Here is a 21,670-nt window from a genome sequence, read left to right on the forward strand (position 1 = left end):
GACCGAACAAAGGCTTCCCATGAGTGAAGATGCACAAGATGTAGTACTCGTTGTCGAGGATGATCCCTCGATTCTGATGGTATTGTCCGCTTACTTGTCGGGTGAAGGTTACCGGGTGCTGCAAGCTGAAAACGGCGAGCAGGCCTTTGAAATACTGGCGAGCAAGCCACACCTCGACATGATGATCACTGACTTCCGCTTGCCCGGCGGGATTTCCGGTGTGCAGATCGCCGAGCCTGCAGTGAAACTGCGACCAGATCTCAAAGTGATTTTTATCAGCGGTTATCCGCAGGAAATCCGCGAGACCGACAGCACCATCACCAGGACCGCGCCGATCCTGGCCAAGCCATTTGATCTGGATGAACTGCAAGAGCTCATACAGAACATGCTGTCCTGAGCTCGTTGCCCTAGGCCATCAGTCTGCATCAGACACTGATCATCTCTCGCACCTTGGCCGTCAGCAGGTCAAAGGTGAAGGGTTTGGTGATCATCTGCATGCCGGAGTCCAGAAACCCGCCTCGAACAGCCGCGTGTTCGGCATAACCGGTGATGAACAGCACCTTCAGGTCGGGCCGATACTGTCGACCGATTTCTGCCAGTTGCCGGCCGTTCATGCCCGGCAGCCCGACATCACTGATCATTAGATCAATTCGCTGTGCAGAGTTGAGAATCGGCACCGCGCTGTCGGCGTCACCGGCTTCCACGAAGGCGTAACCCAACTCACTCAAGACGGCACTGACCAGCACGCGCACTGCCGGGTCGTCTTCGACAATCAATACGGTTTCACCGTCCTGAGCGTAAGGCGCCTGCTGGATGTCGATCAGGTTTTCCTCGGCCAGGTCGCCACTGTAACGTGGCAAATAGATACTCACCGACGTACCGTGTCCCACTTCACTGTCGATCGTGACGTGACCATGCGATTGTTTGCAGAAGCCATAAATCATCGACAACCCCAGCCCTGTGCCCTGGCCAATTGGCTTGGTCGTAAAGAAGGGGTCAAAAGCGCGGCTGATGGTGCTTTCGGGCATGCCAGAGCCGGTGTCGGTAACGCGCAGCACCACGTAGTCACCGGGCAGGAGGTTGCCGTGGGCGGCAACGAATCCCGAATCGAGCTTTTGATTCAATGTTTTGACGACCAGCGTGCCGCCTTCGGGCATGGCATCGCGGGCGTTGAGCACGAGGTTGAGCAGGGCACTTTCAAGTTGATTGGGGTCGGCTTCCGCCACCCAGAGGTCATCGCTCAACTGGATGTCCAGATCAATGCTTTCATCGATGCTACGTTGCAGCAGTGCGCCCATGGACACCACAAGGGTGTTCATTTCCACGGGTTTGGGATCCAGCGATTGACGGCGCGAGAACGCCAGCAGCCGATGAGTCAGGCCGGCTGCGCGGTTGGCAGAGGTCACGCCAAGGTCGATCAACCCATCGAGATCCTCGGTGCGTCCTCTCGCGAGGCGCCGGCGCAGCAACTCAAGGCTGCCGATGATGCCGGTGAGCATGTTATTGAAGTCATGGGCAATGCCGCCGGTGAGCTGGCCGACCGCTTCCATCTTCTGGGATTGCCTGAGGGCTTCTTCGTTGTGACGCAATTGTGCAGTGCGTTCTTCGACCTGTTGTTCCAGGGTTTCCAGAGTGTCTTGCAGGCGCAGTTCACTTAGGCTCAGATCGATCAACCGGTCCCTGGCTTCATACTGTCGTCGACGGCCGCGCAATGCGGTGGTGACGAGGCTGATCAAGGTTACCGGGTGGAAAGGGCGCTCAAGGAACGTGACGTTGCCTAATTGTGGACCGAGCCGCGACGCAGGGTTCTGCTCCGGACCACCGTGGTGGGTCAGCAGGACGATCGGCAGGTCGGACCAGGCCGGTTGCTGGTCGATCAGGCTCCGTAGAGGGCCAAGATCAGCCCCCATCAGGGCTTCAGAAGAAATCACCAACAGTCCTGCACCGTTGACCAACTCGTCGCACAGCGCCACCAGATCACGGGTCACAATGCCCTCGAATCCCGCCTCGTTGAGCATCATCAGCGCAATCTGACTGTCGCGTCCCAAGGGCGCGAGAATGATCGCGCGCTCGGACGTCGCCTCGGCAATAGTCACCGGATATCTTCCTTGAGCAGCGGCTGGCTGGCGCCCAGATAGGTCGGCACGCCGCGTAATACACCCTGGAACGCATCCAAAGGCTCACCAATCGTCATGCCCTGGCTACCGATGCGGTATTCGCGAATGGTCGATTCGTGGCTGCCGGTGCGTTTCTTGATGATCGAGATTGCCCGACGCACCTTGCCCAGGGCTTCGAAATAGCGCAACAGAATCACTGTGTCAGCCAGGTACGTGATGTCAACCGGCGCTTGCATGTCACCGACCAGCCCATGCTGGGCGACTGTCATGAACGTCGCAGCGCCCCGGCGATTGAGGTATAGCAGCAACTCGTGCATGTGCAGCACCAGCGCATTTTCCTCAGGCATCGCGGCCTGATAGCCGTTGATGCTGTCGATCACCACGGTTTTGATTTGACGTTCATCGACGCATCGGCGCACCCGGTGGGAGAACTCGCCTGGGGACAGCTCGGCGGCGTCGACTTGCTCGATCAGCAAGTTGCCGGTGTCTTGCAGGGCTTGCAAGTCGATGCCCATGTTTTTCATGCGCTCGAACAGCAGCCCCAGTTCTTCGTCGAAGATAAACAGCGCAGCTTTTTCACCCCGCGCCACGGCGGCAGCGGCGAAGATCATCGAGATCAGCGATTTACCGGTACCGGCCGGACCCAGGATCAGGGAGCTGGAACCGGTCTCGATACCGCCGCCGAGCAGGGCGTCCATTTCCTTGATGCCACTGGTCAACTGTTGGCGGACATAGCCACCGCGGTGTTCCGCGGCGACCAGACGCGGGAATACGTGCACACCGTCGCCCATGATGGTGAAGTCATGAAAACCGCCGCGATATTTCTGGCCGCGGTACTTCACCACACGGATGCGTCGGCGTTCGGCGCCATAGTTGGGCGTCAGTTCTTCGAGGCGGATCACACCATGCGCCACACTGTGTACGGTTTTATCGAGGGATTCGGTGGTCAAGTCATCCAGCAACAGTACGGTGGCGTCATAACGTACAAAGTAGTGTTTGATCGCCAGAATCTGCCGCCGATAACGCAGTGAACTCTGGGCCAGCAGACGAATTTCAGACAAGCTGTCGAGCACGACACGCGTCGGTTTGACCCGCTCGACCACTTCGAAAATCTGCTTGGTGGCCTCACCCAGTTCCAGGTCCGAGGAATACAGCAGACTTTGCTGGTGCTCGGCATTGAGCAGGCTTTCCGGCGGGGTCAACTCGAAGATGTGAATGTTCTCATCCAGCTCCCAGCCGTGGGACAGGGCGCCTTGACGCAGCTCACGCTCGGTTTCTGACAAGGTGATATACAACGAGCGCTCGCCGGCTCGGGCGCCAGCCAACAGAAAATGCAAAGCAACGGTGGTTTTGCCGGTTCCGGGTTCACCCTCCAGCAAAAATACATGTCCACGGGACAAGCCTCCGGCCAGGATGTCATCCAGACCTTCGATGCCGGTGGCGGCTTTTGCACTGAACAGCTCGGTTGATGTAGACAAAAATAACCCTCTCATGACCAGGGGAAGTGAGGCAGCAGGCTTGAAATGCCTGTTGGAACTGCCTGTTCACTTGACCTTTGGCCGCGACGAGGGTTCAACGTAATTTTGAGGCGTTAAAGCCCTTGTTGCAGCGCAGGGTCATCCGGGTTGAGCTGCTCCAGTTGGGCCAACAGAACCTGAACGTTTTGCAACTGTCCGCTTTCTTTCCAGTAATTGATCAGCAGCACGCGCGCCCTTCGGTCGGATGGGTGGCGCTGGACGATCTCTTGCAGCTGTTTCTGCGCGGCTTCCAGCTCCTGTTCAAGGTGCAGGGTGGTCGCCAGGTCGTAGCGATAGTCCTTGTTGTCGGGCTCCAGCTCCACGGCTTTGGAAAGGCCCAGCACGGCAAACTCACTTTGCCCGTGGTTCAGCAACCAGAGCCCCAGGGCATGTTGCAGGTAAGCCGAGTCGGGTTGCGCTTTCAGCTGTTTCGCCAGCAACTGGCGGGCGGCATCGCTTCGACCTTGCCGGTCAAGCACATCTATCTGCATCACCAGCGCCGGCAGATTGCCTGGGTCCAGCTGCAAAGTTCGGTCCAGTGCATCTTGTGCCTCTTTCAATTCGGCGTTGTGCAGGTGCAGGCGCGCCAACTGGTATTGGTTTTGCGCATTTGGCGGCTGACTTTTCAGGGCTAGCTGCCAGGCATCGATGGCTTGCTCCAGTGGCGCGAAATATAAGCCCAGGTCATCCGGCGACAATCCCAGCAGTGCATTGACGGCGGCAAATCGCACGCTTTCTACGCTGTCATCGAGCAATGGGCCAATCAACAGGCTGCGTTGCCCGGAAGACACCAGGCCGCTGATGCTCTTTATGGCGGCGATCCGCACGTTTTCATCAGGGTGCTGCAGGTCCGCATCCGCCAGTTTCAGGGCCTGCGGGCTTGGGTAGTTGGGGAGTTCGGCGAGCAACCAGATGCGCCGCTTTGGCGAAAGGTCAGGACGCCCCAATTGCTGGTACAGCACCCGTGCGGCCCCAGGCTGACCGGCGCGCGCCTGGGTCAACGCTTCGCTGTAACCGCGTTTTATCGCTTCGGGCACCTCAGGCGCTGTGCTGTGCAGGAAGAACCAGGCAATAACGATGGCAAACAGCACACAGAGACTGATGAGCAAGTAGCGGCGGGACTGGGGCATGCAGGAATCCGGGAGCTGGCAAGCTTTTAGCAGAGGTCGTCAGCTTCGGTCAGGTAGGGCTGTGAGTCAAATCCTGAGGTGGCTCAATGTCGCCGACGTTGCCTACAGGCTCCGTCGACACTGAAACCTGTCTAGGCGCTGAAGCAGTGACTACGCTTGCTGAAGCGCGAATCCGAAGAGTGCTCCCATGCAACCGCTGCTTCAATACTTCAAGGCAATCCTCAGCCCCGGGCCCGGGGTGCTGCTGTTTGCCTTGAGAACCATTGTGGCCGGGCTGTTGACCCTGTACCTGGCCTTCCTGTTCGACCTCGATCAACCCAAGTGGTCGATCATGGCGGTGGTCATCGTCAGCCAGCCATTAGGCGGCATGGCATTGGCTCGCAGTCTGGGCCAAGTCATCGGCACCACCCTGGGCGCGGTCGTTGCGGTGGTGATCATGGCGATCTTCCCCCAGGCGCCGCTTCCTTTCATCATCACCCTGGCGCTGTGGCTGGCGTTGTGCACCGCCGGTGGCACCCTGTTGCGCTACACCAGTTCCCAAGCCTTTGTGCTCAGTGGTTACACGGCAGTGGTGGTCGCACTGTTGGCCGTGCCTGATCAGGACGGCACCTTCCTGCTGGCGGTGACGCGCTTGACCGAGACACTGCTGGCGGTAGCGTGCGTCTGCGTCGTCAGCCTGCTGACCGCGCGCCCCGAGACGGTGGCCCGGAGCTATTTTGCCAAGATCGATCAGGTGATCAAGTTGCTGGCGACACACGCCGCTGCGGTCATTCGAACCGAAGAAAGCGAAGCCGATTTTCATCGCAGGCAAATGCAGCTGTTGGGCGAAATCAGTGTCCTTGAAGGATTGCGCCGGCACCTTTATTACGATGCCCCACGATTACGCAGTGCCGATGGCCTGGTGCAACTGCTGGGAAACCAACTGGTACTGCTGACGTCCCGACTGACGGCGTTGCGTCACCAGCGTGAGCTGCTGACCGAGCGCTGGGAGGGGGATTTGCCCTTGGAAATACAACATTTACGCGCCGAAGAATTGGCTTTTCTCGATGAACTGGCCGAAAAGGGCCGCTCGCTATCGGCCCATGCTCGTCATCATTTTTCGGCATTGCAGCAGCGTTTCGACGATCAAGCATACAAGGCAGAACAACTGACCGAAACAATGCCGGCCACGTTGCGCTCGCTGGCGTGGGCATTGCGCTGGGAGCAGGCGCGCTTGTTACAGCAACTGGAGCAGATTCTGGAACTGAGCGACGCGATTCAGGAGGAACGCCAAGCCAGCTGCGTCTATCGGGGACAGGCGAATCCGCTGCATCTGGATTTCACCCTGGCCGGGATGAACGCCATTCGGGCCTTCATTGCGTTGCTCGTGGCCGGACTGATCTGGATAGAAACGGGTTGGGATGGCGCGAGGGGCGGAATGGTGCTGGTCGGGATTCTGTGTTCGCTGATGGCCACGTTCCCCAGACCGCTATTGGCGGCGCAAAGCTATGCAAGGGGGCTGTTCCTGGCATTGATTGTGTCAGCGCTTTATCAATTCATGCTGGTACCCATGATCAGCGATTTCGAACTGTTGGCCTTGTTGTTGGCACCATTGCTGTATGCGGTCGCAGTAGGTCTCTCCGCGCCGGCAACTACCGGGACAGGCATCGGCCTTGGTCTGTCGACCTTTCTGTTGTTGGGTCCACAAAACGTGGGGATCGGCCAGAACACGGCGATTCAGTGGTTCGAGTTTGCCGGTGCCTATGTCAGCGCAACGGTCCTGGCCTTGAGCGTCTTCGCCTTGATCTTCCCGTTCAGGCCTGTTCTGCGGATTCGCCGGCTGTTCAAGGAAAACGCAGAGCAGGTTTACGCCTTGATGAAAAGGCCGGCCACCGATGAACAGCAGTTTGCCTTCGAAAGCCGCATGGTCGATCGACTGACCATGATGCTGGGGTTATTACCGGCGACCAGCGATAAGCAGTCTCGCGAACTGTTTCAGGTCAGCCTCGGGTGCATGGCCCTGGGCGTTGCGTTGAACCAGCTCAGGCAACAGGGGCAGGGCAACGCCCTGCTGAGTTCGGCGCAACAGCAACGATTATTGGCGGCGGTTCGGGATTGCGGAAGATGGGTAGTCGGGCGCCCGGGCGCAGAGCTCGACCGGCTGCTGGGGGAATTTCGCGCCCTGGGCGACGAACTGGACGACCTGCATCTGATGGTTCACGAGCACCTGTGGTCGGTGTTCCGAATGCGCGTGGCGCTGCTGATCGTGGAGTCGTTTGTGCAGCGATATTGCGAGTACTTTCAACCCGAAGACGCAATAGGAGTGCCAGCCCTTGCCCATTGATTTTGAACTGGGTGGCGTGTATCTGCCGCCAATCGCTCAGGCGCTGTTATGGGCGCTGCCGATTTTTCTGGCGCTGGACTGGGGTTTGCGCCGCCTCGGTGTGCTGCGGTTTGTCTGGCATGAAGCGTTATTCGAGGGCGCATTGTATGCCTGCGTGTGTGCGACGCTGATTCTGGTAATGGGAGCCTGAGGCCTTGAAGAACATCCTTCCCCGACTCGCCACACTCATTATTGTCCTGCTGGCATTCATTCTGGGCTGGTTTGCCTGGGAGCATTACACACGGGCCCCCTGGACCCGGGATGCACGGGTTCGCGCTGACGTGGTGACGCTGTCTGCCGATGTCTCGGGGCGCATCGTCAAGCTGGCTGTTCAAGACAACCAGCATGTTGAAAAAGGCCAGTTGCTGCTGGAAATCGACCCGGCTCGCTACATCCTGGCAGTGGAGCATTCCAAGCGTTCAGTCGAAGTGGCGAAAGCTTCATTAGGGCAATCACAGGCCGCGATTGTTGCAAGCGAAGCACTACTCAAGCAGCGACAGAGTGAGGAACGTCGGCGGCGTACGCTGAAGGAACGCTCGGCCGTCTCTGGCGAAGAATGGGAAAAAGCCAGTACCGACGTGTCCGTGGCAGAGGCCGATCTACTCCGTAACCAGGCCATCCTCGTTTTGGCCCAGGCCAATGTGCAACTGGCCATCGCGGCATTGACCCAGTCCGAACTGGACTTGCAGCGCACTCGCGTCGAATCGCCCGTTACCGGTTTTGTCACCAACCTGCTGACCCGTCAGGGCGACTATGCCTCCGCTGGCAGCCCGTTGTTGGCACTGGTGGACAGCGATTCGTTTTATGTCAGCGGCTATTTCGAAGAGACCAAGTTGCCACGTATCGCAGAGGGTGACCGGGTCGACATCGAATTGATGAGCGGCGAAGCCTTTGGCGGCACCGTGCAAAGCATCGCTTTCGCCATTGCCGACCGGGAAAACCTGCCGGGCGGACGCCTGCTGGCCAACATCAACCCCAGCTACACCTGGGTCAAACTGGCGCAACGGGTGCCGGTCCGGATAAAGATTGATGATGACTATGCCGGGAAAAACCTGTTGCGTGCGGGGACAACCGCCACCGTAACCGTCCGCGAAAACCGCAATGCCGAAGTACACCACTAACCTCCCGCAGGGGATGGTGGTGGGATCAAGGATCAGCAGAAGAAAAAATCTATGGTCACCCCATTTTTTGCAATACTGATTAACGGGTGAAGTGGTTGGCTTGCTTAAATCTATCCGGCGTCTGTTGGGGCAAACCCCGCGCCACGATGAGAGTCGCGCCTGACGATCCTTGAAAAAGCCCACGGCTTTATTAAGCCAAATTTTTCGTCAGGATCTTCGTCAGGCCGGTCGGCCGTTCACGTCATCTGTTGTTCAGCTATCGCAAAACCTGAAGGGTGAGTCGTGGTACTGCAACAACCGCAGGGTCAAGCAGCCATGCTGATTGGCCCTGCTTCAAACTCGGTATGGTTGGCCGCTATCGCCCAAGCGATACGGGCCAGCTTGTTGGCCAAGGCGCAGGCCACTACATTGGAGTGGCGTCGCATCAGCAGCGAGCGTACCCAGTCCGCCAGGGGGCCTTTCTGGTACTCCAGATGCTGCAGGTAAACCCTAGCGCACTGCACCAGTAGGCGTCGCAAGTTCTTGTCGCCGCGCTTGCTGATCCCCAGCAAATTGGCCTTGCCACCGGTACTGTATTGTCTGGGCACCAAGCCAACAGAGGCCGCAAAGTCACGGCTACAGCCGTATTGCTTACCGTCGCCCATTTCCACAGCCAGCAGGCTGGCGGTGATCGGACCGACACACGGCAGGCTCAGTAAGCGAGTGCCCAGATCATCGTCAGCCAGTTGGCCTGCCAGCTCTTTATCCAATGCCTTGATTTGTTCATCCAGGTAGACGAAGTGATCGTGCAGGCGCTGCAACAGAACTGTCAGCCGAACGGGTAATTCATATTCCGCCAGGATGCTGGCCAAGCGTTTCATCATGACCAGTCCTGGTGGCAGGCTGATGCCGAACTCCAGCAGAAAACCATGCATTTGATTAACGGCCTTGGTGCGATCATGAATCAGCGATTCGCGCAGGCGATGCAAAACGGAAAGGGTTTGCTGAGCCTCAGTCTTTGGCGAAACAAAGCGCATCGATGGCCGCGAAGCGGCTTCACAAATGGCTTCGGCATCGACGAAATCGTTTTTGTTGCCTTTGACGAAGGGCTTAACGAACTGCGGGGAAATCAGCCTGGCTTGATGCCCCATGGCCATCAGCTCGCGAGCAACGAAATGCGCCCCGGCGCAGGCCTCCATCACCACCGTGCAGGCTGGCAGGTTGCCGAAGAAGCACATCATCTGCTGACGTGAACACTTCTTGCGAAACAGCTCTCGCCCCGACTTTTCCTGGCCGTGCAGGTGGAAGGTATGTTTGCCGAGGTCAATACCGACCAGCGCTAAATCGCTCATGGTGATGGTCTCCAAAATAAAACACCCTGCGAAAGCGTAGCCCTCGCAGGGTGTGGGGGTGACCATCTCATTAAGCCCCGCGACCGAATGAGGCGCGGGGCTAAAAAATGGGTCGGTTGCGGCCAACCAAAGGAGTTCTTCAACCACTTACTTGCTGGCGACTGTCTCCGGTTGCCAGCCACCGCCAAGGGCTTTGTAAATCGCGACAATGCCGCTATAGAGTTCGGTTTCCGCCTGGGCCTGGGTGTCCTCGGCCGCGAGTCGCTCGCGTTGGGCGTCCAGCAGGACGAGGAAGTCCGCCGTGCCTTCACGGTAGCGAATTTCGGCCAGGTCGGCGGCGGCGCGGCTCGACTCGCTCTGATGAATCAGTGAGATCAAGCGTTGCTGACGCTTGCCGTAATCGCTGAACGCGTTTTCCGACTCTTCCAGTGCCAACAATACTTGCTGCTCGTAGCTGGCCAGCGCGCCTTCGGCATCCGCATCTGCGCCGCGTATACGGGCCTTCACACTGCCCAGGTCAAATGCGGCCCAAGTGATGCTTGGGCCCAGTGCCCAGGCGTTGCCCGCCGAGGAACCGATTTGCGAACCGCGACCGGCCGTAAAACCAAGGAAGCCGCTGAGGCTGACCTGGGGGAACAAATCAGCCGTGGCCACGCCAATACGGGCGGTGGCAGACGCCAGTTTGCGCTCGGCGCTGCGGATGTCCGGACGACGTTGCAGCAGTTCACCCGGATCGCCAATGGGCAGTGCTTTAGCGATTGCCGGCAAGTTCTTGGGACTCAGGTCAACCGTCAGCTTGTCCGGACGCTCACCGAGCAGGGTGGCGATACGATTTTTCTGCCGAATCTGCTCTGCCTGCAATTGCGGGACGCTGGCTTCGACCGAGGCCAGGCGGGCATCGGCACGCTCCACATCGAGCTGATCGCCGACGCCGGCATCACGCAGGCTGATAGTGATCTTTCGCGACTCCTGTTGGTTCTCCAGGTTCGCCAGGGCGATTTTTTCGCGCAGTTGCGCGCCACGCAGCTGACCATAGGAATCCACCAGTTCAGCAATCATAGTGACTTGCAGTTGGTACAGATCGGCCTCGATAGCTTGCTGTTCGGCGTTGGCCGATTCCAGATTGCGCTGGATACGGCCAAACAGGTCGATCTCCCAAGCCATGTCCAGACCCAGGTCGTACCGTTCGATGTTGACCCGTTTCGTGGTCTCACCCGGGATTTGCGCCTTGCCCAGAGCGCTGCTGGCCCGGCTGGTAATGGTCGGCATGGCGTCATTGCTGATGTCATCGCGAATCGCCCGGGCCGCTTTCCAGCGGGCGAAGGCCACACGCAAATCACGGTTGCCCTGCAGTGATTGAGTCACCAACTGATTGAGTGTCGGGTCTTCAAACTGCTGCCACCAGATGCCTTCGAAGTGCGATCGATCGAAGTTTTTCTGGCCGGCGGCGCCATCGGTAGCGGTGGTGATATGGGCCGGTTCAGTCGCTGGGGTCTTGTAGTCCGGACCAACGGCACAGGCACTCAGGGCCAGTACCAGCAGGCTCGGCAGAAAGGCTTTCAAACTCATTGTTGCGACTCCAGTTGCTTTTGAAGATTCAGCGCCTTGACCGCTTTGCGCTTTTCACCGCGCTCCACAAAGTTGCGAATCAATACGTAGAACACTGGCGTCAGCAACAGACCGAAGAAGGTTACCCCAAGCATTCCGGAGAACACCGCCACACCCATGGCATGACGCATTTCGGCACCGGCACCGCTGGAGAACACCAGAGGCACGACACCCATGATGAACGCAAAGGAGGTCATCAGGATCGGACGCAGACGCAAGCGGCAAGCTTCCAGTACTGCGGCGAGCGGGCTGAGGCCTTCGTCCTGCTGTTTGTCCTTGGCGAACTCGACGATCAGAATCGCGTTCTTACACGCAAGCCCCACCAGTACGATCAAGCCGATCTGAGTGAAGATGTTGTTGTCGCCCCCCGAAGCAATCACGCCGGTAATCGCTGACAGCAAGGTCATCGGTACGATCAGGATCACCGCCAATGGCAGGCTCCAGCTTTCGTACTGTGCCGCGAGTACCAGGAACGCGAGCAGCACGCACAGAGGGAAGACGAACAGCGCGGTGTTGCCAGACAGAATCTGCTGGTAGGTCAGATCGGTCCATTCGTAGGTCATGCCGTTAGGAAGTTCATCCTTGAGCAGTTTCTCGATGGCTTTTTCGGCCTGGCCAGAGCTGTAGCCCGGGGCTGCTGCACCGTTGATTTCGGCGGTGATGAAGCCGTTGTAGTGCATCACACGGTCCGGGCCCGAGGTGTCGCTGACCTTGATGAAGGTCGCCAGCGGGATCATTTCGCCTTTGTTGTTGCGCACTTTCAGCTGACCGATCTGGTCCGGTTCAAGACGGAACTGTTGCTCGGCCTGAACGTTGACCTGGTAGGTACGGCCGAAGCGGTTGAAGTCGTTGGCATACAGCGAACCCAGGTAGATCTGCAGGGTGTCGAAGATGTCGCTGACGGCCACGCCGTGAGTCTTGGCTTTTTCTCGGTCGATGGCGGCATCGACTTGTGGCACGTTCACGGTGTAGCTGGTGAACAGGCCTGCCAATTCTGGCACGCCGTGGCTTTTGTTGATGATGTTCATGGTTTCTTTGTACAGCTCGTCGTAGCCCAGGTTGCCCCGGTCTTCGATTTGCAGGCGGAAACCACCAATGGTGCCCAGACCTTGTACTGGCGGCGGCGGGAAGATCGCCATGTAGGCTTCTTGAATCCCGGCGAACTGGCCGTTCAAGGCACCGGCAATTGCACCGGCGGACATGCTTGGGTCCTTGCGCTCCTCGAACGGTTTCAGGGTCACGAACACGATGCCGGCGTTAGGACTGTTGGTGAAGCCGTTGATCGACAGGCCAGGGAAGGCCACCGCACTTTCTACGCCAGGCTGTTTCAGGGCCAGGTCGGACATGCGTTTGATCACGTCTTCGGTACGGTCCAGGCTCGCCGCATCCGGTAACTGAGCGAAGGCCACCAGGTATTGCTTGTCTTGGCCGGGGACGAAACCGGTCGGGGTGTTGGCGAAACCGAAGAAGGTCAACACCATCAAGCCTGCATACAGGAACAAGGCGATGCCGCTGCTGCGGATAACCCGGCCCACGGTGCCGACGTAACCATGGCTGGCTTTGTCAAAGAACCGGTTGAACGGACGGAACAACCAGCCACCGAAAATCTTGTCGAGGACCTTGGAAAACCGGTCTTTGGGTGCGTCATGGCTTTTCAGCAAGACGGCAGCCAGTGCGGGCGACAGGGTCAGCGAGTTGAACGCCGAGATCACGGTCGAGATCGCAATGGTCAACGCGAACTGCTTATAGAACTGGCCAGTAAGACCCGAGATAAACGCCGCCGGGATAAACACCGCACACAGCACCAACGCAGTGGCGATGATCGGGCCGGTCACTTCACGCATGGCTCGCTTGGTCGCTTCGACCGGTGTCAGTCCCAGCCCAATGTTTCGCTCGACGTTCTCTACCACCACGATGGCGTCGTCCACCACGATACCGATGGCGAGTACCAGGCCAAACAGCGACAGGGCATTCAACGAGAAGCCAAACAAGTGCATCACGGCAAACGTACCAATCAGCGACACCGGTACCGCCACCAACGGGATGATCGAGGCACGCCAGGTTTGCAGGAACAGGATCACCACCAAGACAACGAGGATCAGTGCTTCGAAGAGGGTGTGGACCACCGCCTCGATAGAGCCGCGCACGAAGATCGTCGGGTCATAGACGATGCTGAAGTCCATGCCTTCCGGGAAACTCTTCTTCAGTTCGGCCATCTTCGCCCGAACTTCGTTGGAGATCTCGATGGCGTTGGAGCCCGGGCGCTGGAAGATCGGGATCGCCACCGCCGGTTGGTTGTTCAGCAACGAGCGCAGGGCGTATTGGCTGGAACCCAGCTCAACGCGGGCAATGTCCTTCAGGCGAGTGATCTCACCGTTATCGCCGGAGCGAATGATGATGTTTTCGAACTCTTCTTCAGAAACCAGACGACCTTGTGTGTTGACCGACAGCTGGAAAGCGGTGGCATTCGGTGCAGGTGGAGCGCCGAGTGCACCGGCGGCCACTTGACGGTTCTGCTCACGAATCGCGCTCACTACGTCGGTGGCGGTCAGGTTACGCGACGCGGTCTTGTTCGGGTCGAGCCAGACGCGCAGCGAGTAGTCGCCCATGCCGAACAATTGCACGTCACCGACACCGCCAAGACGCGCCAGCTCATCCTTGATGTTGAGCAGGGCGTAGTTGGACAGGTAGAGCATGTCGTAGCGTTTGTCCGGCGAGGTCAAGTGCACAACCATGGTCAGGTCGGGCGAAGCCTTGTCGACGGTGATACCGATGCGCGTCACTTCTTCTGGAAGTTTCGGCTCGGTGCGGGTAACCCGGTTCTGTACCTGCACCTGTGCGTTGTCCAGGTCAGTGCCCAGCGCGAAGGTGATGGTCAGGGTGATTTTGCCGTCAGCGGTGGACTGCGAGGACATGTACAGCATGTTCTCGACGCCGGTGATGGCTTGCTCCAGCGGAGCGGCCACGGTTTCACCGATGACTTTGGGGTTGGCACCCGGGAAGTTGGCGCGGACCACAACGGTCGGCGGCACGACTTCCGGGTATTCGCTGATCGGCAACTGGAACAGCGAGATGGCGCCGGCGATCAGGATCAGCAGCGACAGTACCGCTGCGAAGATCGGCCGTGAAATGAAGAATTGGGAAAAGTTCATCGGAGTCGTTGTCCCTTAACCGCGTGGAGTCGCAGCAGCCAGTTTCACAACCTCACCCCGCGCGACCTTGGCAGGTGCGACTTGGGGCAGGTTGCTGGCTTCCAGCGCCTGTCGTTGTTGAGCCAGGGCCGCGAGCGTTTGTTCGCTGGCCATCGGGATCACTTCAGGGGTGACTGGCGAACCAGGACGAACCCGTTGCAGACCCTTGACGATGACGGTGTCATCCTTGTTCAGGCCGTTGCGCACGATGCGCAAACCTTCGATCTTCGGTCCCAGTTCGACGGCGCGGTACGCCGTTTTGTTGTCCGCATCCATCACCAGTACGAATTTCTTACCCAGATCGGTACCCACCGCTTCGTCGTTGATGAGCACGGCGGAGTAGGTGCCGCTGCCCACCAGTTTCAAGCGAGCATAAAGGCCCGGGGTGTAGCTGCCGTCGGCGTTGTCAAAGACCGCACGACCACGAATGGTGCCGGTTTTCGGATTGACCTGGTTGTCGACGAAGTTCATCACGCCCTGGTGCGGGTTGCCGTCTTCGTTGGACAGGCCCATGTAAACCGGGGTGGTGGCGCCGCGTTTGCCCTGACGAGCAAGTTGGGTGTACTTGAGGAATACACGCTCGTCAGCGTCGAAGTAGGCGTAGACCTTATCGGTGGAAACGACGCTGGTCAGCGGCGTGGTGTCGGCGGTCACCAGGTTGCCGGCGGTGATTTCCGCACGGCTGACGCGTCCACTGATGGGCGCGGTGACGCGGGTAAAGCTCAGGTTCAGTTTGGCCAGGTCCAGTTGTGCCTGCAGGGCACCGACAGCGGCGCGGGCTTCTTGAGCAGCACTGGTGCGCGAATCGGCCAGTTCGGCGGAGATCGCGTTGCTGGTGCGCAGGCGTTCGCCACGCTGTGCTTCGTTTTCACTGCGGGTCGCGTTGGCACGGGACTGGGCAACCAGGGCTTCAAGGCGGCGGACCTCTGCCTGGAATGGACGTGGGTCGATCTGGAACAGCAAGTCGCCTTTCTTGACCAGTGCGCCTTCTGTGAACGCCACTTCATCAATCTGACCGGAGACCCGTGGACGAATTTCTACCGTTTCCGGCGCTTCGAGGCGCCCGGTGAACTCGTCCCACTCGTTGATCGGTTGTTCCAGCACCTTGGCGACGCTGACCTTCGCCGCAGGCATGGTCGCGGCAGACTCCGGCGCCTTGCCGCAGGCGCTCATCACCAGTACGGCCAACATGGCCAACGGGAAGCGCAAATGTTTGAGTGACTGTTCCATGGATGCATCCGCCAATGTATTGAGAATGGACGGATGATGAGCGGCGAGGGTGTATCTCACGAATCGAATGAAGCGAAGATAACTATCATTCGGAATGATATGAGAGCCATGAAAGCTCTCTAGCATGCACCTTTGGTTTAGCGGTGATCAATTGTATTGATGACAATTCAGTGTTGCAGGGAATGCAAAGGGCTGGCTTGGAACCGAGTAACGGCCATCGCGGGCAAGCCACGCGTCCACAGAAAGATGCATACCAATGTGGGGCGGGCTTGCTCGCGAAGAGGCCAGATGTCTCGACACAAACTCAGGATCAGGCGAGGCTGTCCGGATCCCCGAAAAACATCTGAATCCGCGACCTTAACCAGCGCTCGCCCGGATCATTGTCCTGCGAGCCACGCCAAGCCATGTGCAATTCAAAACTGCGCACCGGCAACGGCGGGTCTTCAGCCCGGACACCGCCAGCCGCTGTCAACGCTTCGGCGGTGTAATCCGGTACGGTCGCCACAATGTCGGTGCCACTGATGAGTGTGCTCAGCCCATTGAACTGCGGCACCGCCAGTACGACATGCCGCTTGCGCCCGAGTTTTTCCAGTTCTTCATCTATAAAGCCGCTCAGGTCGCCGGCGAACGACACCAACGCATGCGGTCGAGCGCAGAAATCATCCAGGCTCAACGGCCCCGGCACGGTGTCGGCGCGCAATAACTTCGGCATGCTGCGGCGCAACACTTTGCGTTTGGCGTTGGCCGGCAGGTCGGCTGTGTAGCTGACGCCGATGGAAATCTCGCCCGAAGCCAACAGACTCGGCATCAGAATGTAGTTGGCGCGACGCACCACCAGCACGATCCCGGGCGACTCGGCTCGCAGGCGCTTGAGCAGCATCGGCAGCAGAGCGAACTCGACATCGTCCGAGAGGCCAATGCGGAACACCGCCGTGCTGGTGGCCGGATCGAATTCCGCCGCACGGCTGACGGCCGTGGAAATCGAGTCCAGCGCGGGAGAGAGCAGGGCGAAGATTTCTATCGCCCGGGCCGATGGCTCCATGCTGCGACCGGTGCGCACGAACAGCGGATCATCGAACAGCCCGCGCAGGCGTGAAAGCGCCGCACTGATAGCCGGCTGGCCGAGGAAAAGCTTCTCTGCAGCGCGGGTCACGCTGCGTTCGTGCATCAATGTTTCGAAAACGATTAACAGGTTCAGGTCGACACGACGCAGGTCATTACGATTCATCTGGAGTCCTGGCAGAGTCATCAAGCTTGACGAGAGCAGCCATATGAGAACAATGGCCGGCATGAATCTTACGGGGAAAGGCTGCTACTCTGCACCGTGTAATTCAGTTTTCCTGAAGGGCTGCTTCGATTTTCACGACATTTGATGATGTCGCCGGTGCTGCGGAATCAATGACAGGCATGTCGACTATTAATAGCCGCTGATAGTCTTGGGTAGAAAGCCCAGATAGAGTTCAGGGCATTAGAGGTTACTTTGACGAGGTTTGCGATGTCCCGCACGATCCGTTTTCACAAGTTTGGTCCAGCCGAGGTGCTCAAATGCGAAGAGCATGCGGCCGCGCTTCCTGCTCCGGGCGAAGTGCAGGTGCGTGTCGAGGCGATTGGCATCAGCTGGTATGACACACTTTGGCGTCAGAACCTGGCGTCGTCTCACGCTCGCCTGCCTTCCGGCCTCGGACAGGAAATGTCCGGCGTCGTGACGGCGCTCGGCGAGGGCGTCGATGACCTGGCAGTCGGTGACAAGGTCGCCAGCTTCCCGTCCCAAAGCCCGAACGACTATCCCGTATACGGCGAGCAGATTGTTCTGCCGCGCTCGGCCCTGACCCGGTATCCGGATGTGCTGAATCCGATCGAAGCGGCCGTGCATTACACGCCGTTATTGATCGCTTACTTTGCTTATGTCGATCTGGCACGGATCAAACCCGGGCAGTTTGTGCTGGTGACTGACGCCAGCCATTGTGCCGGACCTTCATTCGTACAACTCGGCAAAGCCTTGGGTGTACGTGTGATTGCCGCCACTAAAACGGCGGAGGAACGCGAAAACCTGTTGGCACTGGGTGCCGAGAAAGTCATCGTCACCGAAGAAGAAGATCTGCTGATGCGGATCAACAAAATCACCGACAACCGCGGCGTGGATGTGGTGTTCGATGGGTTGGGTGGGCCGCAGATGTCGTTGCTGGGCGATGTCCTCGCACCGCGTGGCAGTCTAGTGCTGTACGGCCTGCAAGGCGGCAACCAGACGCCGTTTCCGGCTTGTGCAGCGTTCCAGAAGAACATTCAGTTCTTTGTGCACTGTATCGGCAACTTCACCGGCAAGCCGGAACTGGGCATCATCCAGGACGAGGTCGCACTGCAGCGCGCCTTGCGGGACATCAACCAGATGACCGCTGACCGTGTGCTGCTGCCGCTCAAGACTCGGGTCTTCCCGTTTTCCGAGTTTGTCGAGGCACACCGCTATATGGACGAATGCCCATGCCGCGAGCGGGTTGCCCTTCAGGTCGAACCTGCGTAACACGCCCCCCTGAAAGTCCGTGCTTGCACGGACTTTTTCATTGCTCTTCTCAACACATGAGGCGCCCGTCAATCCTGATGGGGTCGTTCAGCAACTGAACTGGTTTTTGCCCTCAATCTGTATCTTCTAATCATCATATAAGCCCCGATAATTGAATGATTACTTTCATCTCAAGGAATGAGTCATGACCAGGTATCGGGTAGATAATTTTCAAAGCACTCCGGCAATACAAACTCACCTATTAATGCGTCATCAATCACTTGCCAAAAAACCACAGGTGACTTCTTTCTTTATTTGTCGTGCTACTTGTCTGTGGGACGTTGTCGGATATTTCCTAGGACGTCTCCGTTCGCTGCCTGATGCCCGGCCTGCGGGGCTTTGGGCTGCGCGACTATCAGGATGATTAACGATCAGCTTTAATTATTTCAAATAATGACTAAAAACTAAGTGTTAGCATTTGATATCAGGCACAACACTTTAATCGTGACAGGCAACCGATTGCGAAATGCAGGGTGTTGTTTGCGTGACATCGAACCTATGAGTAACAGGTAAACAATAATGACCCATACCCATGATCAGGCAATGAACTATGTTTATCAGCAAGTACTGCAGCGATTACTGAGTTTCTTCTCGCGGGCCGAGCGCACTGCATTGCAGCTGATGATTCAGCGCGTGGTGGTTGCCGCTGGTGGCATGGAGCGTATTGGCGAGTTCAAGGTGCTGACAATCCAGTCCGGGAGCCGGGACAGTTGTTATACCCTGGCGTTGCTGCGTGCCGCGCAATTGAGCATCGCCGGGCGTGCACCGGCGACCTTCCAGCTGCGTGTGGCGACCTTGCGCTCTAATGGCACCGCCTCGACGGCGCTTGAAAACATCCATCGCAGTTGCAGTGCCTTGTTTCTCTACGACGATCCACGGGTTGAAGTGCTGATGGTCGATAACCGCGAGGTCCTGCCGTTCAATCACGCCGCGCCGATCTCCGAAGGCGGTCGCGAATCAAATCGTCTCAATCTGTTGATGGTCGGTCACCGTCGAACCTGGCACGGCCCCCTTGACCTCTGGGATGACATGTACCTGGCAACTGGCGAGTTCTTGGGTCAAATTGCCCGTTGGGACCGCGGTGTCGATGCCTTGGTCAGCAGCGATTCACCTCGCCAGCAAAAGTACTTCATGGATGGATTGAACCGTGCAGCGGCGAAGGCGGGCTTCGCGATGTCGGATCAGCCGGAGATTAGCTATGAGCAGCTCTTCGCACGGCTCGATGCGCTAGGCAGCGACTGCTATCGCGAGTTTTACCCCGGCCACGATCAGCCGGCATGGCGTCCCGCAGAGCGTTTTGAGGCGTGTCGCCGCGCAACATTCATCGACATCCACGACATGCTGGTCAGCAATCTGGAGGAGCGCTGGACGCTGCTCACAGAGTTCCTGAAGATTCAATCTGACGAGCTGACGACTCAGCCGGGTGATAACGAATACGTGAGTTTTTCAATGTCTGCGCATTTGCGTGGGCTACAAGCCTGTTTCGTTCATGGTCGGTCCTATGAAGCCGGTATTGCTGACTATGTCCAGCGGCTATTGGTCATGATGCGTCGCAAGCAACGCCCGGAGTACGCGTGCGAACAGGCATTGCAGGCATATGGCAATCCAGATCAGCGTGAACTGGTGGCGACCGAGGCCCAAAGAAGTCTTTGCCTGAACGAGGCTCAACTGGTGTGTTTACTGTTTGCACCCTTTGTCGACAACGGCGCATCGCTTGAGCACTTTCTGCGTCAATGCCATCCCGGCATGCTCGTGGCGCTACCCGAACTGCATCGCGCGATGCAGGGCAAGCCTGCGCCCGAGCAGGTGTTGCAATGGATGGTCGACGTCAGCGGGCTGCCTGTCAGCCTGATCGGTACGCTGTATCGCATGGGGCCGGTGGCCAGTGGCGGGCCTGCGGGCACGAGTCTGCAAGCCGACACGAGGGTGATTGACGTCGTGACGGGCGAACGGTCAACGGGACGTTGAAAGTGCCTCGCTTGATAACGCCCACCCGGATGAATCGGACTGCTCCCATCGCGTGCGGTTATGGCTCATGAAGGGCCCCCGAGAAACCGACTTCGCGTATCAGGCGGTGTATCGCTACCTGACCCATCTGATCAACGAACCGGTCAGCGACACACGTGTGCGGCTTCCTTCATTACGACAGCTGGCAGAGCGTCTGAGCGTGTCGATATCGACCATTCAGTACGCCTATTCGCTGCTGGAAAAGGAAGGACGCGTCTATTCGGTGGCCAAATCCGGTTATTACGCACTTCCGGTGTCGTTCATCCGGTCACCGTGCAGCGGCAATGACCTGCTGGAGACGGTTTATGTGAATGCCAGGCGTCCGGGAATGCTGGTATTGAGCGCTGATGAACCCGCATTGCTGCAGCCGTTGGATCGCCCACTGTTGCTGCTGGAAAGAGAACTGTTGCGCCAATATCCGCGCCAGCCGCAACCGACGTCTCAACCGTGTGGCGAACGGGAGCTGCGCGCAGCCCTTGCGGCACGCTATACGTCCTCTCCGACACGCTGCTGGCACGCCGACGATGTCTACATCGGTGCTGATCTGCGGGGTGTGCTGGAAATATTGATCGCGGTGCTTTGCCTCAAGGACTCCACGGTCGTGGTGGAGTCTCCGTGCGACTGGTCCATTTTGCGCTTGTTTCAGGACCTCGACGTCAAGGTCAGTGAGGTGTCTTTGCAAGCCGATGGCTGCCTGGACCTCGATCATCTGCAAACGCTGCTGGAGACCGAACCCGTTCGACTGGTGATGTTGTCATCCGGACTGAACATGCCGCGCGGCAGTGTGGTCGATGAAAGCAACAGGCTTTCAATCGCGCAGTTGCTGGTGCGCCACGGCAGTTGGGTGTTGGAGAACGACTGTTACGGCGATCTGGAGTTTGAACCCGCAGGCCCACGGTTTCGCGATTTGCTGGACCCGGACCGACTGATTGTGTTTTCCACATTCGAGAAGGTTATCGGGCCTGAAGCGCCTTACGGCTATGTACTTTCGCGGCAACTGCGAGGTGAGCTGCAGCGGCATTTTCTGCTTCGCTCGTTTCGGTTGTCGCCGATTCGTCAGAAAGCCATCGCACGCCTGTACAACAATGGACGCATCGATCAGCACTTGGTGGTGCTGCGCCGGCTACTCAAGGAGCGCAAAGTACAGATGACTCAATTGCTGGAGGAACGACTGGCAGACGCGTTGCACTTCGTCGACCCGCAGGGCGGCGCGACGATCTGGGTGCGCTCGTTGCGTCAGGTCGATGTTCGCGGCGTGTTTCACCGCCTGCTCAAACAGCAGGTAGTCGTGGCGCCGGGGGAATTATTCAGCTTGCGCGGGCTGCACGCGCAGCATTTGCGGCTGAGCCATACCTTCGGCGGTGAGCATGATCTTGGCGCAGCGTTGGGTTTGCTGGGGGATGCCTTGCGCCTGGAAGCGATCGATTGAGCGAGGCGGGCATACATCCTCGACCTTCATGGATCGATAACGTCGCGTTGCGGTCGAACTGTCAGTAAAC

15 protein-coding genes are annotated in these 21,670 nt (G+C 58.3%); 7 read left to right on the forward strand and 8 right to left on the reverse strand.

What is annotated here, in order from left to right; translation table 11 throughout:
- Positions 1 to 19 precede the first annotated feature (19 nt).
- The gene (locus NL116_RS14980; protein WP_494377863.1) at positions 20 to 397 is read left to right on the forward strand and encodes a response regulator; all 378 of its coding nucleotides are present in this window, start codon (positions 20 to 22) and stop codon (positions 395 to 397) included.
- A gap of 28 nt (positions 398 to 425) precedes the next feature.
- Here the strand turns inward: NL116_RS14980 and NL116_RS14985 are convergent, their stop codons facing one another.
- The 3 genes from NL116_RS14985 to NL116_RS14995 all read right to left on the reverse strand — a co-directional run bounded on the left by NL116_RS14985 (position 426) and on the right by NL116_RS14995 (position 4,764).
- Complete coding sequence (locus NL116_RS14985) at positions 426 to 2,096, reverse strand: ATP-binding protein (RefSeq protein ID WP_494377864.1); 1,671 nt, start codon at positions 2,094 to 2,096, stop codon at positions 426 to 428.
- The gene (locus NL116_RS14990; RefSeq protein WP_494377865.1) at positions 2,093 to 3,595 is read right to left on the reverse strand and encodes an ATPase domain-containing protein; all 1,503 of its coding nucleotides are present in this window, start codon (positions 3,593 to 3,595) and stop codon (positions 2,093 to 2,095) included. Before NL116_RS14990 ends, NL116_RS14985 begins: the two co-directional genes overlap by 4 nt.
- Before the next feature lie 113 nt (positions 3,596 to 3,708).
- Positions 3,709 to 4,764, reverse strand: coding sequence for a tetratricopeptide repeat protein (locus tag NL116_RS14995; RefSeq protein WP_494377866.1), 1,056 nt, complete (start codon positions 4,762 to 4,764; stop codon positions 3,709 to 3,711).
- Between the two features lie 187 nt (positions 4,765 to 4,951).
- Between NL116_RS14995 and NL116_RS15000 the strand changes: the two genes are divergently transcribed.
- The 3 genes from NL116_RS15000 to NL116_RS15010 are packed head-to-tail and all read left to right on the forward strand — an operon-like array spanning position 4,952 to position 8,247.
- The gene (locus tag NL116_RS15000) at positions 4,952 to 7,087 is read left to right on the forward strand and encodes an FUSC family protein (RefSeq protein WP_494377867.1); all 2,136 of its coding nucleotides are present in this window, start codon (positions 4,952 to 4,954) and stop codon (positions 7,085 to 7,087) included.
- Positions 7,077 to 7,277 carry a DUF1656 domain-containing protein gene (locus NL116_RS15005; protein ID WP_494377868.1) on the forward strand — a complete coding sequence of 67 codons (201 nt, stop codon included), beginning with the start codon at positions 7,077 to 7,079 and terminating at the stop codon, positions 7,275 to 7,277. The genes NL116_RS15000 and NL116_RS15005 overlap by 11 nt, the downstream gene beginning before the upstream one ends.
- Before the next feature lie 4 nt (positions 7,278 to 7,281).
- Entirely contained in the window at positions 7,282 to 8,247 is a 966-nt protein-coding gene (locus NL116_RS15010; RefSeq protein ID WP_494377869.1) for an HlyD family secretion protein, read from the forward strand.
- A 305-nt stretch (positions 8,248 to 8,552) separates the two neighbouring features.
- Here the strand turns inward: NL116_RS15010 and NL116_RS15015 are convergent, their stop codons facing one another.
- From NL116_RS15015 to NL116_RS15035, 5 genes are all read right to left on the reverse strand, one after another.
- Complete coding sequence (locus NL116_RS15015; protein WP_494373779.1) at positions 8,553 to 9,578, reverse strand: IS110 family RNA-guided transposase; 1,026 nt, start codon at positions 9,576 to 9,578, stop codon at positions 8,553 to 8,555.
- 147 nt (positions 9,579 to 9,725) lie between these two features.
- Positions 9,726 to 11,147 (reverse strand): efflux transporter outer membrane subunit, encoded by a 1,422-nt coding sequence (locus tag NL116_RS15020; RefSeq protein ID WP_494377870.1) that lies wholly within the window; start codon positions 11,145 to 11,147, stop codon positions 9,726 to 9,728.
- Entirely contained in the window at positions 11,144 to 14,338 is a 3,195-nt protein-coding gene (locus NL116_RS15025) for an efflux RND transporter permease subunit (RefSeq protein ID WP_494377871.1), read from the reverse strand. The genes NL116_RS15020 and NL116_RS15025 overlap by 4 nt, the downstream gene beginning before the upstream one ends.
- Positions 14,339 to 14,353: 15 nt before the next feature.
- Positions 14,354 to 15,607: a multidrug efflux RND transporter periplasmic adaptor subunit MexE gene (gene mexE, locus NL116_RS15030; protein ID WP_494377872.1), complete on the reverse strand. Its 1,254-nt coding sequence runs from the start codon at positions 15,605 to 15,607 to the stop codon at positions 14,354 to 14,356.
- A 310-nt stretch (positions 15,608 to 15,917) separates the two neighbouring features.
- Positions 15,918 to 16,835, reverse strand: coding sequence for a LysR family transcriptional regulator (locus NL116_RS15035; RefSeq protein WP_123431565.1), 918 nt, complete (start codon positions 16,833 to 16,835; stop codon positions 15,918 to 15,920).
- 267 nt (positions 16,836 to 17,102) lie between these two features.
- Between NL116_RS15035 and NL116_RS15040 the strand changes: the two genes are divergently transcribed.
- The 3 genes from NL116_RS15040 (at position 17,103) to NL116_RS15050 (ending at position 21,600) form a co-directional block, all read left to right on the forward strand.
- Positions 17,103 to 18,125, forward strand: a complete 1,023-nt coding sequence (locus tag NL116_RS15040) for a zinc-dependent alcohol dehydrogenase family protein (RefSeq protein ID WP_310264348.1) — start codon at positions 17,103 to 17,105, stop codon at positions 18,123 to 18,125.
- A 558-nt stretch (positions 18,126 to 18,683) separates the two neighbouring features.
- A complete protein-coding gene (locus NL116_RS15045) occupies positions 18,684 to 20,132 on the forward strand; it encodes a hypothetical protein (protein WP_494377873.1) in 1,449 nt (482 codons plus the stop codon).
- Between the two features lie 67 nt (positions 20,133 to 20,199).
- On the forward strand, positions 20,200 to 21,600 hold the full coding sequence (locus NL116_RS15050; protein ID WP_494377874.1) for an aminotransferase-like domain-containing protein: 1,401 nt from the start codon (positions 20,200 to 20,202) through the stop codon (positions 21,598 to 21,600).
- The last annotated feature ends 70 nt before the right edge of the window (positions 21,601 to 21,670 follow it).

Source organism: Pseudomonas sp. FBCC-B1667 (assembly GCF_059133255.1).